Here is a 15,573-nt window from a genome sequence, read left to right as displayed (position 1 = left end):
TTATTAGCCTTCTAAATTAGAAATTTCATCATTGATTTTTTCAAGTTGAGCTTTAATATTTTCAAGTTGAGTTTTATTTTGCTCAACAACCGCAGCAGGTGCATTAGAGATAAATTTTTCATTTTTCATCATAGCATCTAACTTGCTAAATTCTTTTTCAAGTTTTGTTTTTTGACTATTAAGTCTATTTAAAACACCGCTTAAATCAAGATCTTGAGTTGGTATAAATACTTCTAAATTCTCACTTACATCTCTAATGGATTTTTCTAAATTTGTATTGATAAACTCGATGTTTTCACATTTTGCAAGTGTTGAGATGAAATTAGTGTAATTTTTTAACTCAGCCATTAAACTCTCATCGTTTAATTTTATACAAGCTTTTTGAATTTTTGCATTTGCAAGTTCTACTAGGGTTTTTGCACGGCGTAAGCTTACTATACTTTCTATAATGATATTGAATAATTTTTCTATTTTTTCATCTCTAGAATTAAATTTAGGATATCTTGAAATCATTATAGAATCATGAGTTTGGATAGAAGTTTTACTTAACTCATGGTATAAATACTCACTAATAAATGGCATAAAAGGATTTAAAAGTTTTAATGCTTCTTTAAAAATGCTTCCAAGTTCTTTTATACTTGATTTTTCAGCCTTGCTAAGCTCGATCCCCCAATCACAAAATTCATCCCAAAAAAATCTGTACAAAGTATTTGCCGCATCATTAAAGCGGTAATTATCTAAATTTTCTCTTGTTTCTTTTACGCATACTTCAAAACGGGATAGTATATATTTTGCCAAGTTGGTTTGAATTTTACTTTTATCTAAATCTTCAAATTTTTCTTCATTTAAGAGTAAAAATTTGCTTGCATTATAAAGCTTGTTGGTAAAATTTCTAACTTGTATGAGTTTGTCATTGCTTAATTTTATATCTCTACCTTGGATAGCTAAAAGAGCAAGGGTAAAACGCAAGATATCAGCACTGTATTCATCCACACTTTGCACAGGATCAATGACATTACCTAAAGACTTACTCATTTTTCTACCTTGCTCATCTTTAACTAAAGCATGCAAATATATATCTTTAAAAGGAAGATCACCTAAGGCATTAGTGCTTTGAAACATCATTCTAGCAACCCAGAAAAATAAAATATCAAAACCAGTGATTAATAAAGAATTTGGATAAAAGTCTTTTAAATCATCTTCATGCCAAAGTGTGCTTTTGCCCCAGTCTTTATTACCCCAACCTAAAGTACTCATAGCCCAAAGACCTGAAGAAAACCAAGTATCTAAAACATCAGGATCTTGTTTGAAATTAGTGCTTTGGCATTTTGGGCATTGACTTGGAGTTTCTTCGCTTGCCCATTCATGGGAGCATTCGCAATAATACACAGGAATTTGATGACCCCACCAAAGTTGTCTTGAAATACACCAATCTTTTAAATCCCTCATCCAAGCATTAAAACTATTAATCCAATGTGCAGGGTAGAATTTGCTTCCACCAAGATTAACTTTTTCTATGCTTTCTTTTGCGATTTCATTTTTTACAAACCATTGTTTAGAAATATATGGCTCAACCACATTTTTACAACGATAGCAATATCCTACTTGATTAGTGTAATCTTCTATTTTTTCAACAAAACCTTTTTCTTGTAATTCTTTTATAATAATATCTCTTGCTTCTAATCTTTCTAAGCCTTTAAAATGCAAGCAATGTTCATTTAAAATACCTTTTTCATCAAAGATAGCAATAAATTCAAGTTGATGTCTTAAGCCTACTTCATAGTCATTATGATCATGTGCTGGGGTTACTTTCACAAAGCCTGTACCAAATTCCATATCCACATGCTCATCAGCAATAATAGGAATTTTTCTATCTATTAAAGGTAAAATGACATTTTTGCCTATTAAGTGTTTAAACCTTTCATCGTTTGGATTAACCATCACAGCGCTATCGCCAAAATAAGTTTCTGGTCTTGTGGTGGCTACTATGATATATTCTTGAGAATTTTCTAAAAAATATTTTAAGTAATATAATTTTCCTTTATTTTCTTTATGTTCTACTTCTATATCGCTTAATGCTCCATCATGAGTGCACCAATTTACCATGTAATTTCCACGCACAATAAGCTTTTTGTCATAAAGATCCACAAAGGCTTTTTTTACCGCATTTACTAAACCCTCATCCATAGTAAAACGCAAACGACTCCAAGCAGGAGTGATACCCAAAATTCGCATTTGCTTAACTATAGTGCCACCGCTTTGTTCTTTCCATTCCCATACTTTTTTTATAAATTCTTCTCTACCAAGTTCTTCTTTTTTAATACCTTGAGCTAAAAGTTGCTTTTCTACAACATTTTGTGTTGCAATCCCTGCATGATCAAGCCCTGGTTGATAAAGAGTCTTATAACCATCCATTCTTTTATAACGCGTTGTGATATCTTGTAAAGTACAAGTTAGAGCATGACCTATATGTAAAACACCTGTTACATTAGGTGGTGGCATCATAATACAAAAATTTTTGCCTTTTTCTTGAATTTTTTCATTACCATTGATTTCAAAATATCCGCGTTCTTCGCAAATTTTATAATATTCTTTTTCTAGTGATTTATCATACATAATTGCTACCTTGAGAATGAAAATAAATTGTTATGTTAGCTTAAAATTGTTAAAGAAGTTTTGAAATTTAGAAATTAGTTATAAAAAACTAATTTCTACTTTACGATTATTTTGTCTTTGAGAATCAGACTTATCTTTAGTAGGATAGGTGTCTTTTCCTAAAGATTCTATTTCTATAATCTCAGTAAAGCTAAAGAAGTGTTTAGCCACGTTCATTGCTCTATTTAGTCCTATCATATAGTTTGCAAAAGTACTACCTCTATCGTCTGCATAACCTTGAATTTTAACTCTTTTGAGTATATCTTCTCTTGCTAGATTTTGATTGATTTTTTCAAGTAAATTTTCATTGCTGTATTCACTATATCCATTTCTTTCAAATAAAAATTTCAAATCAGAAATTTTCACATCTACATAATTGTATTTTTTCTTATTTTTAGCAAAAACAATATCTTTATTATATATGCTTAATTTCATATTGTCATTTGAAAGCATATCGATAAAAATAGTTAAATTATAATCTTTGGAATTAGCTTTAACAGGATTAATCATTTCTTTTAACATATCAATTCTATAATCACTTAAACTTTTTCCATCTAATACATAAACTTTAACAAAATCATCACTTAATCTTGGCTCATATCTACTAGTTTTACCTTTTGCAATGTATTCTTGCATAGTATTTTTATATTTTGTTGTTTTTTCTTTTTTTACGCTTGTTTGTTTGTTGTTTTCAACGAGAACTTTTTGTTCTTCTTGGGCTACTTTAGGTGCAATAATTTCATTTTTAGAAATTTCGGCTGTGTTTGTTTGAGTCGTTGGCGTGACTTCTTGAGTGCTTGTATTTTCATCTATGATAGGATTATTTTGCACTGGAGTTTCTTCTTTTAAAGGCTCTTGATTTGTTTGTTGTGATGGATAATAAGTATTATCACTTATATTATTTCTTTCTTGGTTATATTGAGTACTTGGCGGAGTGTAGTTTTGATAAGAACTACTTTTTTTATAATCATATACATAAGTGTTTGAATCGTCTTCAAAATACCACATATAAAAACTAATACTAGCGCCTATTAGCACCACAAAAGCTATACTAAAAGCAATAATACTTTTCATTTTTTTCCTTTGTGAAGTCCTCAAAAGGACTTTGATTATTTATAATTTTTAATAGAATTTTCTAAAATTTCACTTGCTTTTTCAATGCCTGCAAATTCTTTTACTTTTACCCATTTGTTTGGTTCAAGCATTTTATATGTTTCAAAGAAATTTTTGATTTTATCTAAGCTTGCTTTTGGTAAATCATCTAAACATTTAATATTATCATATCTTGGGTCAATTTTACTTACAGGAACAGCAAGTAATTTTTCATCCATACCGCTTTCATCTTCCATTAATAATACTCCTATTAAACGACAAGGAATCACAGCTCCTGCTTGGATAGGGTATTCATTTAAAACTAAAACATCAATAGGATCGCCATCATCTGCAAGAGTATTTGGTATAAAACCATAGTTTGCTGGATAAAACATAGCTGAATACATCACGCGATCAACCATGATGGCTCCGCTTTCTTTATCAAGCTCGTATTTAATGTTTGATCCATAAGGAATTTCAATAACTGCATTAAGTTTGTTTGGTACTTCTCCAACTTTGATTTTGCTAATATCCATTTTTTATCCTTTATTTTAATAAATCATTGATTAAATTTTTCATATCAGTTACGATAGCTTCAATACTTCTTTCACCATTGATTATATGGTGGATATTTTCTTTAGTATAGAAATTTGTTATTTCTTTTAAAGGTTCTAAATAAACTTTCATTCTATTATTGAAAACTTCTTCGTTATCATCAGCACCTCTAGCACGTCCTAAAACTCTTTCTCTAGCAACTTCTTCACTAACTTTAACTTCTATAACACCTTTTAAATTTACTTCATTTTGATTTTTTAATACCTTATCAAACTCAAGCATTTGTTCAACACTTCTTGGATAACCATCTATTAATATAGTATTAGTTGGTGCATTTTTTAAAGCAGTGATGATAGTATTAACTACTACTTCCAAAGGAACTAAATTTCCTTTAGAAATAAAACTATCAATAGTCTTTCCAAGCTCACTACCACTAGCCACTTCTGCTCTTAGTAAATCACCTGTAGAATAATGAGTAATGTTTGCATCATCTTTAGCTATGATGCTTGCATCGGTTGTTTTACCACTACCTGGTGCACCTATGATTAAAAATAATTGTTTCATTTAGTATTCTCCCTTAATCTTATACCTAGTTCTCTCATTTGTTCATTGCTTACTTCGCTTGGAGCTTGAGTCATAAGACATTGTGCTCTTTGGGTTTTTGGAAATGCTATGACTTCTCTAATGCTTGAAGATTTTGTTAAAAGCATGATAAGTCTATCAAGGCCTATCGCTATACCACCATGTGGCGGTGCTCCAAAGCTTAATGCATCAAGCAAGAAGCCAAATTTCTTTCTTTGTTCTTCTTCGTCAATATTTAAAAGCTTAAAGACTTTTTGTTGGATAGGGCTTTTATGAATTCTTATGCTACCACCACCTAATTCTACACCATTTAATACCACATCGTGTGCAATAGAATTAATTTCTTCTAAATCTTGCTCATCAATATTTTTTGGCATAGTAAATGGATGGTGCATTGCAGAATAGCTTCCATCATCATTTTGCTCAAACATAGGAAAATCAATAACCCATAAAAATTCTAATCTATCCTCATCAATAATTTTCATTTCATCAGCAAGGAATAATCTAAATCTACCCATATAATCAAGCACAGTTTTCTTAGCTCCTGCACCAAAAAATACTACATCTCCAACTTCTAATTCACATCTTTGAATTAAAGCATTCAAATCCTCTTCGCTAAAGAATTTACAAAGTGGACCCTTAGGACCATCTTCTTTCATTTGTATGAATGCAAGTCCTGCTGCTCCAAATTTGCGCACAAATTCTTCAAATCTTTGCATTTGGCGTTTAGAGAAAATCGTATCACCTTTTGGAACTCTTAAAGCTTTAATACGATTTTTCTTTGTATCTTTTGCAATATTTGCAAAAATTTCGTTATTTGATTTTGCAAAAATATCAATCACATCAATAAATTTCATATCAAATCTTAAATCAGGTTTATCAGAGCCATAATTTTCCATAGCTTCTTTGTAACTCATTTGTCTAAAAGGTATGCTAATTTCTTTTCCGCAAGCTTTGAAAATATCTTTGAGTAAATTTTCTGCCATAGCTATGATATCTTTTTGCTCACAAAAACTCATTTCTATGTCTATTTGAGTAAATTCAGGTTGACGATCTGCTCTTAAATCCTCATCTCTAAAACATTTTGCAATTTGAAAATATCTATCAAATCCTGAACACATTAAAAGTTGTTTGAAAAGTTGAGGACTTTGAGGCAGGGCATAAAATTCACCTTGATGTACGCGTGATGGTACTAAATAATCCCTTGCGCCTTCTGGAGTTGCTTTAGTTAAAATAGGGGTTTCAACCTCTAAAAATCCCATTTTTGCTAAAGAATTTCTTGTTGCAATACAAGCAGTTGATCTTAGAGCAAAATTATCATAAAGTTTTTTGCTTCTTAAATCTAAAAATCTATATTTTAATCTTAATTCTTCATTTACACTTTCATCGCCTATGGCAAAAGGTATTACAGCACTTTCATTTTCAATAGTAAGTTTGCTTATAACAACTTCTATTTCTCCGGTTTTTAATTTTGGATTTACAAGTCCTTCACCACGTGGGCGAATTTTACCTTGTGCTATTAAAACATATTCATTTCTCACTGATGAAGCTATATTATGTGCTTCTTGATTATCTGCAGGATCACATACTAACTGTATAAGTCCGCTACGATCTCTAAGATCGATAAAAATTACACCTCCATGATCACGGTAAGAATTTACCCAACCACATAATGTTACTTCCGCGCCAACATTTTGTATGTTAAGCTCTGTATTATAATGAGTTCTCAAAATTTTTCCTTAGCTTAATTTTGTTCAATTTTGTTATTATAGTATTTTATTCTTTTGCTTAGCTAAGTTTTGTTATAATTTTTTTATGAAAAAAAATATAAATATAGAAAAAATTCAAAAAATAGGCTTATTTTGCAGGTTAAATACAAATTTAAATGAGCAAATTGCTTTTTTAAAAACAATTTTTTTGCAAAAAAATATAGAGCTTGTGTTATTAGATCAAGAAAAAATTAATCTAAAAGATTTAAAAAAATTAGATTTTTTGATTTCTCTAGGTGGGGATGGCACGCTTTTATCTTTATGCAGACAAGCTTATCAAGCAAAAAAGCCTATTTTAGGTATAAATGCGGGAAATTTAGGTTTTTTAACTGCTTTTTCTTTTAGTGAGGTAGAAAGTTTTTTTAAAGATTTTTTTAAAAATGATTTTAAAATAGAAAAAGCCAAAATGCTTCAAATATCACTTTGTAAAAAGAATAAAATCATTAAAAAATTTGCTTTTAATGACGCGGTTTTTTCTCGTGATAATGCTTTAATGGCAAATGTGGAAGTTTTTTTTGAAAATAAACTTTTTAATGCTTATTATGGAGATGGTTTAATCATAGCTAGTTCAAGTGGTTCAACTGCTTATAATATTAGTGCAGGTGGGCCTATAGTACATCCTTGGAGTGAAATTTTTGTTCTAACTCCAGTTTGTTCTCATTCTTTAACTCAAAGGCCTATAGTTTTACCTTATGGTTTTGAACTTGAATTAAAAGTTGAGCATTGTTTGTTATATTTAGATGGACAAGAAGTGATTGATCCTAAAGAATATGATAAAATTCTTATAGGACTTAGTAAAAAAGAACTTAGTTTTATACATAAAAAAGATAGAGATTATTTCCAAGTTTTAAAAGAAAAGTTAAATTGGGGTAAGTAATGATAGAAAGCATTTTAATTAAAGAAAATTTAGGTTTTAAACAAGCAAAATTAGACTTAGAAGCTGGACTTACTGTTTTTACTGGCTTAAGTGGTGCTGGAAAGTCTGTGCTTTTTAAGGCTATTTTAGCAGCGTTTGCTTTAAGTGAGAGTGAAGCAAAGATGGTGGAAGTTTTATTAAATGATGAGCTTGAGTTAGATGAGTTTGGTATTGAAAATGAAGAAATAAATGTATTTAAACTTTTAAAAGATAAAAGTTCACGTTATTTTATCAATAATCAACTTATTTCAAAAAAGAATTTGGCTTTACTTTCTAAGAAATTTGTAAAACATCTTTCAGCTAAAGAAAATAATGAGTTTTCAAATGAAAGGTTTTTAAACTTACTTGATTTTATGCAATCAAAAGAAGATAAGAAATTTCAAGATTTTTTAAATGAATATAAAAACATTTATAAAGAATATATAGAAAATAAAATTAAATTAGAAAAAATCCAAGAAGAAGAAAAAAAAGTAGAAGAGTTAAAAGAATTTACTAGCTTTGAAATACAAAAAATCCAAAGTATTAACCCAAAAATTGGTGAATTTGATGAATTAATGAGTCTTAAAAAAAGGCTTTCAAAAAAAGACAAAATTGATGCTGCTTGGAATAGGGTAAGTAGAATTTTTGAGTTAGAATCAGCAGTGGTTGAAGCTTTACAAATTAGTGATGTTGATAGTTCATTTTTTTCAGAATGTTTAAATGAGTTAAGGGTGGTATGGGAAAGTCAAAGTTTTGATGATTTTGATTTTGACATAGAAGAAGTGCTTGATAGGATAGAAAAACTTTCTTCTTTGATTTCAAAATATGGAAGCATAGAAGAAGCTTTAGAAGCTTTAGGGAAGAAAAAAGCAGAATTAGCTCATTATGAAAATTTAAGTTTTGAAAAAAAGGAATTAGAAGAAAAAGTACAAAACACTAAAATACTTTTAAATGAGAAAAGTCAAAAATTAAGCACTTTGCGTAAAAAAAGATTAAAAGAGCTTGAAAAATTACTTAATTTTTATCTTGAAAAACTTTATATGAAGGAAGTTAAATTAGAACTTAAAGACTGTGCTTTGAGTGTTTTAGGTAAAGATGAAGTGAGTTTAAATATCAATGAAGCTAGTTTGAAAAATTTAAGCTCGGGTGAGATGAACCGTCTAAGACTTTCTTTTATTGCAACTGAATGTAATGTCACTAATAAGGCTAGTGGGATAATATTTTTAGACGAAATTGATGCAAATTTAAGTGGCAAAGAAGCTATGAGTATAGCTGAAGTATTAAAAGAACTTGCAAAATTTTATCAAATTTTTGCAATTTCACATTTACCGCAGCTTTCATCAAAAGCAAGTAATCATTTTTTAGTAGAAAAAATAGGAAATGAAAGTAGGGTAAGAAAAATAGAAAAAGAAGAAAGAGTAAGAGAGCTTGCTAGAATGGTAAGTGGGGAAAATATCACACAAGAAGCTTTGGAATTTACTAGAACTTTACTTTAAAAATAAAAAGTAAATTTCTATATGATATAATTATATTTTAAATTGTTAAAGAGAGTTAATTCATGGAACAAAAAATTTTAATTATTGATGATAATAAAATGCTTACAAAACTTTTGGCGAAAAAAGTGGAAAATACTTTAGGTTTAAAAGTAGATGTTGCTTTTGATATGAATAGTGCTAAAGAATTGGTGAAAAATGATTATTTTATGGCCTTTGTGGATCTTTGCTTGCCAGATGCACCTAATGGAGAAGTAGTGGATGTAATTTTAGAAAAAAATATTCCTGCTATAGTTCTTACAGGAAGTAGCGATGGACAAACGCGTAAGAAATTTATGGAAAAAGATATTATTGGTTATATTCAAAAAGAAAGTGAAAGCTGTATTGATGAAATGCTAAACTCTATTAGAATGCTTCAAAAAAACAATAAAACCAAGATAATTTTAGCAATCGCAAATGTAACTTTACGTGCAGAAATGAAGAAAAATTTAAATAATCAACTTTTTAATGTCTTAGCAGCAGCTCATGGAGAAGAAGCGTTAAGTTATTTAAGTGATAATCCTGATACAAAATTAGTAATTTGTGATGCAACTATGCCAGTAATTAATGGAGAAGATTTACTTGTAGAAATTCGTTCAAAATATTCTAAAATAGAGCTTGGTGTAATTATGGTTGGAGATAAAGATGATGCATTGGAAGCAAGGGCTTTTAGAAAGGGTGTGAATGATTATGTTATTAGACCTTTTCAAAAAGAATCGCTTAATTGCAGGGTAAATAATTGTTTAGATTATATGCAAAAATGCGTTTTACTTGATGAATATAGTTTGGGTAAGGATTTGCTAACAGGGCTTGATGATTATGCAAATTTTGAAAAAAGATTTTTAGATTACTTAGAAGATATGCAAGAAAACGAAGAGATGGCTTTGGCTTTGATTGATATTGATAATCTTGCAACAATTAATTATGAGTTAAGCTATGATTGTGGTGATGGAGTGATTAAGCACACGGCTAAAAAAATCAAAGACCAAATTCGCGGTATGGATTTAGCAACTAAGATTGAAGATGGTAAGTTTTACGTGTTGTTGAAAAATACTGGACATAAAGAAGCTTTAAAAGTGTTTTCAAATATAAGAGTTAATATTTCCAAAGAAAGTGTTTTAATAGCTTTAGATGAAGTAGATTATAGTGTTTCTGTAGGAGTTGCTTTTGGTGCTAAAATAAGTCAAATGCAAGATTTATTAGATAATGCTCAAAAGGCACTAGATTTAGCTAAGTCTAATGGTAAAAATAGGGTAGAGGTATGTTTTTAGATTGTGATTTTAGTGAAAAAATCATAGACACGCATTGTCATCTAGATAGTCAAGCTTATTTTGGATATTTAGATGAAATATTAAATCATGCTTTTGCTAATGGAGTAGATAAAATCATCATACCCGGTGCAGATATAAAAGATTTACCAAGAGCAAGAGAAATTGCACATAATTATAAAAATGTGTATTTTTCTTGTGGGGTACATCCTTACGATATAGATGATTTTGATTTAGAAGTTTTAAAAGAATTTATAGATGATAAAAAATGCGTTGCAGTGGGTGAGTGTGGACTTGATTATTATCGTTTAAAAGCAGATGAAGAAGAAATAAAAGCAAAGCAAAAAGAAGTTTTTATAACCCAAATACAACTAGCTATTGAATACAAAAAACCTTTGATTGTGCATGTGCGTGAAGCCAATGAAGATAGTTTTAATATTTTAAAAAAGTATGCAAAAGATTTACAAGGCGGTGTTTTGCATTGTTTTAATGCTAGCGAGCTTTTACTTCAGTTAGCTGATGAAGGATTTTATTTTGGTATAGGTGGAGTTTTAACTTTTAAAAATGCAAAAAAATTAGTGGAAATTTTACCTAAAATTCCAAAGGATAAACTAGTCTTAGAAACAGATGGACCTTATTTAACTCCAGAACCATATCGTGGTAAGGTAAATGATCCTATTTTGATGCATTTTGTAGCTCAAAAAATGGCTGAGCTTTTAAAATTATCTAAAAATGAAATAATAAAACTTACTAATTTTAACGCTAATCGTTTATTTTTCCAAGGTTTATAATGAAAAAAAGTTTTTTATTTTTTATTTTAGTATTATTATGTTTAAATGCTAAGGCCTTACAATTTACTCCAGAGCATTACACACAACAAGCACAAATTTTAAGAAATTTAGATATAGAAGCAAGCTATCTTAGTGATATGATTTTTTTAGAATTTAAAGAATCTTCCATAGATATGCATTCTAAAACTTTGGTAGATACTATGAGGGAATTTTACAAAATTACCCCGATTATCCGCAAAATCTTAGAAAAAGAAAATATCCCTCAAGAATTTTTATACTTAGCGATTGTAGAATCTGGTTTGAAAATTCACAGTATTTCAAGAACTAAAGCAGTGGGTGTTTGGCAGTTTATGAAGCCAACAGCACAAACTTTAGGCTTAAGGATAGATCCTTATGTAGATGAGAGAAAAGATTTAGTAAAATCAACTTATGCAGCTATTACTTATTTAAAACAACTAAAAGAGCAATTTGGAAAATGGTATTTGGCTATTTTGGCTTATAATTGTGGTGATGGCAAATTACGCCAAGCTATAAAAAAAGCAAAAAGTGATGATTTAAGAATCTTACTTGATCCTGATAAAAAATACTTACCATTAGAAACTAGGATTTTTATTAGAAAAATTCTTACTATGGCATTTTTGGCAAACAATAATGACTTTTTGATTTCTCAAGATAGTGCTTTGCTTAATTATGCCCTATCAAGTGAGGTTAAAAAAATTTCAGTTCCACCAAGTGTTTCTTTAAGAGAGCTTGCTAAAGTAGCCAAGATGTCTTATAATGAATTTAAGCGTTATAATCCACATTTTAATTATGACTTTACTCCACCTGATAAAAAAGATTATTATATGTATATCCCTTTAAGCAAAAGCGTGGCAGTAGAAAAGGCATTAGAAAATGTAAAATTAGCCAAAGTGGATACAACCATTCCACATACAAAAATTTATATAGTAAAAGAGGGTGATAGTCTTTATACTATTGCAAGAAAACACAAAATTAGCGTTGAAAGTATTAAAGAATATAATAAAATTAAAGGAAATTTAATCAATATTAATCAAAAACTTGTGTTAAAAATTAAGGAGAATAACAATGCAAAAATCAAAACTACTCAAAAATTACCAAAAAACTCTCATACAAAAGTCGTTAGTCGTTAGTTGTGTAGGAGTTTTATTTAGTGCTTGTAGTATGGTGCCTATTAGTACGCCTACTGTGTATTATCCAGAGAGGGACTTTAAAAGTATAAAACATAACAACACTAGTTTAAAAGGCACTATGAAGCCTTATACTATTAATGGCAAAACTTATTATCCAACTGTAGTAGAAGTAGGTGAGACTGCTGATGGTATAGCTAGTTGGTATGGACCGGGTTTTCATGGTAAAAAAACTTCTAATGGTGAAACTTATGATCAACATGCTTATACTGCAGCTCATAAAACTTTACCTATGAATACTATAGTAAAAGTAACTAATTTAAAAAATCACCGTCAAACTACTGTTAGGATTAATGATAGAGGACCTTTTGTGGCAGGTAGGATTATAGATTTATCTAATATGGCTGCAAGAGATATTGATATGATTCAAGCAGGAACAGCTCCTGTAAGACTTGAAGTAATTGGCTTTGGAACAAGTGCAAACTCAGGTTCAGTGCATACTAATTCTAATTTAGGTAGTAGTGGAGAGATTGCTGATAGTGGCCATATTTTCCAAGGTGGATCTTTTATGGTGCAAATTGGTGCATTTAGAAATAAAAGCGGTGCAGAGTTAATAGCAAGTAGGTATAAAAACTATAACTCTTACACTTCGACTATACAAACAAGTGCTAAAGATGGTTTACATAGAGTATTTTTAAAAGGCTTTAGAAGCGAGCAAGAAGCAAGAGATTTTGTTGATAGCGGATCTTTCCCAGGTGCGTTTATAGTAAGAGAGTAAAATTATGATAGAGCTTATTTTTTTAGATGTAGATGGTTGTCTAACAGATGGTAAAATCATCTACACACAAAATTATGGTGAAATTAAAGAGTTTAATGTAAAAGATGGCGCAGCAATTGAGGCTTGGCAAAAGCTTGGTAAAAAAGTTGCTATTATTACAGGCAGGACTAGCGAGTGTGTGTATTTTAGAGCTAGAGATTTAAAAATTGATCTAGTATATCAAGGTATTAGCGATAAACTAGCTTGTGCTAAAGAAATTTTAGAAAAATTAAATTTAGATTTTTCTCAATGCGCTGCTATTGGGGATTATTATAATGATATGAGTTTACTTGAAGCAGTTGCTTATAGTTTTAAGCCAAAAGATGCACATAAGGCTTTAAAAACTGATAAAGTTTTAAACAGAAAAGGTGGTAATGGGGCGGTAAGTGAGATGATAGAAATTTTAATTGAACATAATAATATGCAAGCTCAATGGGATAAACTTTGGCGATAAAAATTTTTGCTATATTAATGAGTTTATTTGCCTTTGTTATGGTGATTTTAAGTACTCAAGATCCTTATTTGTTCGCCATAAAACCGCAAAAGGTAGATGTGGCAAATATGCAAGCGTTTGATGTGTTTGATTATGAGCTTAATACATCTGTTACAAAAGCTAGCTATCAAGCAAGTCGTTGGGTAAAATACCAAGATAAAGATATTTTTGATGATTTTAAAGTGCAAGCACTTGATTATAATTTAAGTTCGGATTTATTAGTAAGAAATGATGAAAAATCCATTTTAGAAGGTAATGTAAGTTATTTTGATCATAATCAAACTTCTATTTTTACCCAAAAAGCAACTTACGATATGAAAAATAAAATTTTATTTTCTAATGATAATTTTAAAGCATATGTAGGTTTAAATGAGATTTTTGGGGATAATTTTTTATATGATGTGAATCAAAAAGAATTAAAAATTCAAGGAATAAAAGCATGGTTTTTAGAGCAATAATTTTTTTGTGTTTGTTAAATTTATTTGCATTTAGTGCGCAAAAAATAGAAGTTTATGCTAAAGATTTTTATTTAGATGAAAAAAATGAAACAAGTGTATTAACCGGTGATGTAGAAGTTAAAAAAGGTAATGATGTTTTAAATTCGCAAAAATTAGTCATTTATATGAAAAATAAACAACCTATTAAGTATATAGCTACTAAAGATGCTAAATTTAAAATCATGATGAAAGATAAAACTTATCATGGAAGTGGTGATGAGTTTGTTTATAATGTAGATAAGGATACATATGAGATTAATGGCAATGCAAAAATTATAGAAGTACAGTCAAAAAAAGAACTCATAGGGGATAAAATCATAGTAGATAGAAAAAATATGACTTATAGAGTAGTGAGTAAAGATAAAAAACCTGTGAAATTTGTATTTGAAGTAAAAGAATGATATTAAATGCTAAATTTTTAATTTCTGCTTCTAAAATAGACGAAGCTCCACAACCTATATACACTGAAATCGCTTTTTTAGGACGCTCTAATGTGGGTAAAAGTTCTTTGATTAACACACTATGCAAAAATAAAAATTTAGCAAAAAGCTCTTCAACCCCAGGTAAAACCCAACTCATTAATTTTTTTGAAGTTGATTGTAAAAAAGATGAGGATAAATTTAAACTAATATTTATTGATTTACCTGGTTTTGGTTATGCTAAAGTGAGCAAAAAAACTAAGGCTATTTGGAATAAAAATTTAGATGAGTTTTTAAAAGAGCGCAGTTCTATCAAGCTTTTTATCCATCTAATAGATTCAAGGCATGAAAATTTAGATATTGATGCAAATTTGGATTTATATTTAGATTCTTTTATTAGAGCTGATCAAAAAAAAATAACAGTTTTTACAAAAGCAGACAAGCTCAATCAAAGTCAAAAAGCAAAAATTTTAAATGCAAATAAAAATGCCATTTTGGTGTCAAATTTGAAAAAAAGTGGTATTGATAAATTAGAACAAAAAATTATTTTAGAGAGCTTGGGTTTTAATGAGGAGTAGAAATTTAGTAAAAAATAGATTTGATTTTTCTTATTTATTTTTTTATTTATCTTTGATTTTTTATCAAGTGCTAAGTTCTGTGTATTATTGGATGCCTCCTTTGTTCGGGGTATTTTTTTGTTACATGATAGTGCTTTTAAAAGAAAAAGAAAGAACCCTTAATAAGCTTGATTTTAGATGGTATTTTTCTTTGTTTTATCTTTTATTAATTGATATTATCCATGGATTTTATCTTTTTAGTTCTTGGATAGCCTTTTTTATCTTTTATCATTTTTTTGTCGATTGGTTTAAGAGCAAGTTAAAGTTAGGGCATTATTTACTCGTTATATTTACTTTTTGTGCTTATATTTTTATCTATCTTTTTGATGTGTTTTTGGCTTATTTGGATAATAGTGAAATTTTAAAATTTGGTATTGAATATTTATGGTTTTTTATTGTAGAAGCTTTGATTTCTTTTGTTATTTTTAAAGGGAAAATCTAAT

At 29.2% G+C, this 15,573-nt stretch carries 16 protein-coding genes; 11 read left to right on the top strand and 5 right to left on the bottom strand.

Annotated elements, in window-relative coordinates:
• Positions 1 to 3: 3 nt before the first annotated feature.
• From L8X40_RS05670 to aspS, 5 genes are all read right to left on the bottom strand, one after another.
• Positions 4 to 2,616: a valine--tRNA ligase gene (locus L8X40_RS05670; RefSeq protein ID WP_263667502.1), complete on the bottom strand. Its 2,613-nt coding sequence runs from the start codon at positions 2,614 to 2,616 to the stop codon at positions 4 to 6.
• Positions 2,617 to 2,694: 78 nt separating this feature from the next.
• Positions 2,695 to 3,729, bottom strand: a complete 1,035-nt coding sequence (locus tag L8X40_RS05665; RefSeq protein ID WP_261530041.1) for a hypothetical protein — start codon at positions 3,727 to 3,729, stop codon at positions 2,695 to 2,697.
• A gap of 35 nt (positions 3,730 to 3,764) precedes the next feature.
• Positions 3,765 to 4,283 (bottom strand): inorganic diphosphatase, encoded by a 519-nt coding sequence (gene ppa, locus L8X40_RS05660; protein ID WP_039668281.1) that lies wholly within the window; start codon positions 4,281 to 4,283, stop codon positions 3,765 to 3,767.
• Between the two features lie 10 nt (positions 4,284 to 4,293).
• On the bottom strand, positions 4,294 to 4,866 hold the full coding sequence (locus tag L8X40_RS05655) for an adenylate kinase (protein WP_263667500.1): 573 nt from the start codon (positions 4,864 to 4,866) through the stop codon (positions 4,294 to 4,296).
• Positions 4,863 to 6,614 carry an aspartate--tRNA ligase gene (gene aspS / locus L8X40_RS05650; protein WP_214100081.1) on the bottom strand — a complete coding sequence of 584 codons (1,752 nt, stop codon included), beginning with the start codon at positions 6,612 to 6,614 and terminating at the stop codon, positions 4,863 to 4,865. Before aspS ends, L8X40_RS05655 begins: the two co-directional genes overlap by 4 nt.
• An 85-nt stretch (positions 6,615 to 6,699) precedes the next feature.
• Between aspS and L8X40_RS05645 the strand changes: the two genes are divergently transcribed.
• The 11 genes from L8X40_RS05645 to L8X40_RS05595 all read left to right on the top strand — a co-directional run bounded on the left by L8X40_RS05645 (position 6,700) and on the right by L8X40_RS05595 (position 15,572).
• Positions 6,700 to 7,530, top strand: coding sequence for an NAD(+)/NADH kinase (locus L8X40_RS05645; protein WP_087699033.1), 831 nt, complete (start codon positions 6,700 to 6,702; stop codon positions 7,528 to 7,530).
• On the top strand, positions 7,530 to 9,044 hold the full coding sequence (locus L8X40_RS05640; RefSeq protein WP_263667499.1) for an AAA family ATPase: 1,515 nt from the start codon (positions 7,530 to 7,532) through the stop codon (positions 9,042 to 9,044). Before L8X40_RS05645 ends, L8X40_RS05640 begins: the two co-directional genes overlap by 1 nt.
• Before the next feature lie 62 nt (positions 9,045 to 9,106).
• Positions 9,107 to 10,351, top strand: coding sequence for a response regulator (locus L8X40_RS05635; protein ID WP_087699031.1), 1,245 nt, complete (start codon positions 9,107 to 9,109; stop codon positions 10,349 to 10,351).
• Positions 10,342 to 11,139, top strand: coding sequence for a TatD family hydrolase (locus tag L8X40_RS05630; protein WP_087699030.1), 798 nt, complete (start codon positions 10,342 to 10,344; stop codon positions 11,137 to 11,139). The genes L8X40_RS05635 and L8X40_RS05630 overlap by 10 nt, the downstream gene beginning before the upstream one ends.
• Complete coding sequence (locus tag L8X40_RS05625) at positions 11,139 to 12,290, top strand: lytic transglycosylase domain-containing protein (RefSeq protein ID WP_214100084.1); 1,152 nt, start codon at positions 11,139 to 11,141, stop codon at positions 12,288 to 12,290. The genes L8X40_RS05630 and L8X40_RS05625 overlap by 1 nt, the downstream gene beginning before the upstream one ends.
• Positions 12,226 to 13,065, top strand: a complete 840-nt coding sequence (locus L8X40_RS05620; protein WP_087699028.1) for a septal ring lytic transglycosylase RlpA family protein — start codon at positions 12,226 to 12,228, stop codon at positions 13,063 to 13,065. Before L8X40_RS05625 ends, L8X40_RS05620 begins: the two co-directional genes overlap by 65 nt.
• 4 nt (positions 13,066 to 13,069) lie before the next feature.
• Complete coding sequence (locus L8X40_RS05615) at positions 13,070 to 13,558, top strand: HAD hydrolase family protein (RefSeq protein ID WP_087699027.1); 489 nt, start codon at positions 13,070 to 13,072, stop codon at positions 13,556 to 13,558.
• Positions 13,549 to 14,055: a hypothetical protein gene (locus L8X40_RS05610; RefSeq protein WP_087699026.1), complete on the top strand. Its 507-nt coding sequence runs from the start codon at positions 13,549 to 13,551 to the stop codon at positions 14,053 to 14,055. The genes L8X40_RS05615 and L8X40_RS05610 overlap by 10 nt, the downstream gene beginning before the upstream one ends.
• Positions 14,037 to 14,495: a lipopolysaccharide transport periplasmic protein LptA gene (gene lptA / locus L8X40_RS05605; protein WP_261544892.1), complete on the top strand. Its 459-nt coding sequence runs from the start codon at positions 14,037 to 14,039 to the stop codon at positions 14,493 to 14,495. The genes L8X40_RS05610 and lptA overlap by 19 nt, the downstream gene beginning before the upstream one ends.
• The gene (gene yihA / locus L8X40_RS05600) at positions 14,492 to 15,091 is read left to right on the top strand and encodes a ribosome biogenesis GTP-binding protein YihA/YsxC (RefSeq protein ID WP_087699024.1); all 600 of its coding nucleotides are present in this window, start codon (positions 14,492 to 14,494) and stop codon (positions 15,089 to 15,091) included. Before lptA ends, yihA begins: the two co-directional genes overlap by 4 nt.
• A gap of 124 nt (positions 15,092 to 15,215) precedes the next feature.
• On the top strand, positions 15,216 to 15,572 hold the full coding sequence (locus tag L8X40_RS05595) for a hypothetical protein (protein ID WP_261530049.1): 357 nt from the start codon (positions 15,216 to 15,218) through the stop codon (positions 15,570 to 15,572).
• Position 15,573 lies beyond the last annotated feature (1 nt).

This window comes from Campylobacter sp. CNRCH_2013_0855 (assembly GCF_025773025.1).
Taxonomy (GTDB): domain Bacteria; phylum Campylobacterota; class Campylobacteria; order Campylobacterales; family Campylobacteraceae; genus Campylobacter_D; species Campylobacter_D jejuni_C.
Note: the sequence above shows the minus strand (reverse complement) of the source record. Positions and strands in the feature narration are given on the sequence as shown.

What these genes read in the sequence shown, in the direction of transcription:
- L8X40_RS05625 (WP_214100084.1), top strand. Translation starts at nt 11,139, where the DNA reads ATGAAAAAAAGTTTTTTATTTTTTATTTTAGTATTATTATGTTTAAAT.
- L8X40_RS05655 (WP_263667500.1), bottom strand. Translation starts at nt 4,866, where the DNA reads ATGAAACAATTATTTTTAATCATAGGTGCACCAGGTAGTGGTAAAACA.
- L8X40_RS05665 (WP_261530041.1), bottom strand. Translation starts at nt 3,729, where the DNA reads ATGAAAAGTATTATTGCTTTTAGTATAGCTTTTGTGGTGCTAATAGGC.
- L8X40_RS05670 (WP_263667502.1), bottom strand. Translation starts at nt 2,616, where the DNA reads ATGTATGATAAATCACTAGAAAAAGAATATTATAAAATTTGCGAAGAA.
- L8X40_RS05595 (WP_261530049.1), top strand. Translation starts at nt 15,216, where the DNA reads ATGATAGTGCTTTTAAAAGAAAAAGAAAGAACCCTTAATAAGCTTGAT.
- L8X40_RS05645 (WP_087699033.1), top strand. Translation starts at nt 6,700, where the DNA reads ATGAAAAAAAATATAAATATAGAAAAAATTCAAAAAATAGGCTTATTT.
- L8X40_RS05615 (WP_087699027.1), top strand. Translation starts at nt 13,070, where the DNA reads ATGATAGAGCTTATTTTTTTAGATGTAGATGGTTGTCTAACAGATGGT.
- yihA (WP_087699024.1), top strand. Translation starts at nt 14,492, where the DNA reads ATGATATTAAATGCTAAATTTTTAATTTCTGCTTCTAAAATAGACGAA.
- L8X40_RS05635 (WP_087699031.1), top strand. Translation starts at nt 9,107, where the DNA reads ATGGAACAAAAAATTTTAATTATTGATGATAATAAAATGCTTACAAAA.
- L8X40_RS05620 (WP_087699028.1), top strand. Translation starts at nt 12,226, where the DNA reads ATGCAAAAATCAAAACTACTCAAAAATTACCAAAAAACTCTCATACAA.
- L8X40_RS05640 (WP_263667499.1), top strand. Translation starts at nt 7,530, where the DNA reads ATGATAGAAAGCATTTTAATTAAAGAAAATTTAGGTTTTAAACAAGCA.
- L8X40_RS05630 (WP_087699030.1), top strand. Translation starts at nt 10,342, where the DNA reads ATGTTTTTAGATTGTGATTTTAGTGAAAAAATCATAGACACGCATTGT.
- ppa (WP_039668281.1), bottom strand. Translation starts at nt 4,283, where the DNA reads ATGGATATTAGCAAAATCAAAGTTGGAGAAGTACCAAACAAACTTAAT.
- lptA (WP_261544892.1), top strand. Translation starts at nt 14,037, where the DNA reads ATGGTTTTTAGAGCAATAATTTTTTTGTGTTTGTTAAATTTATTTGCA.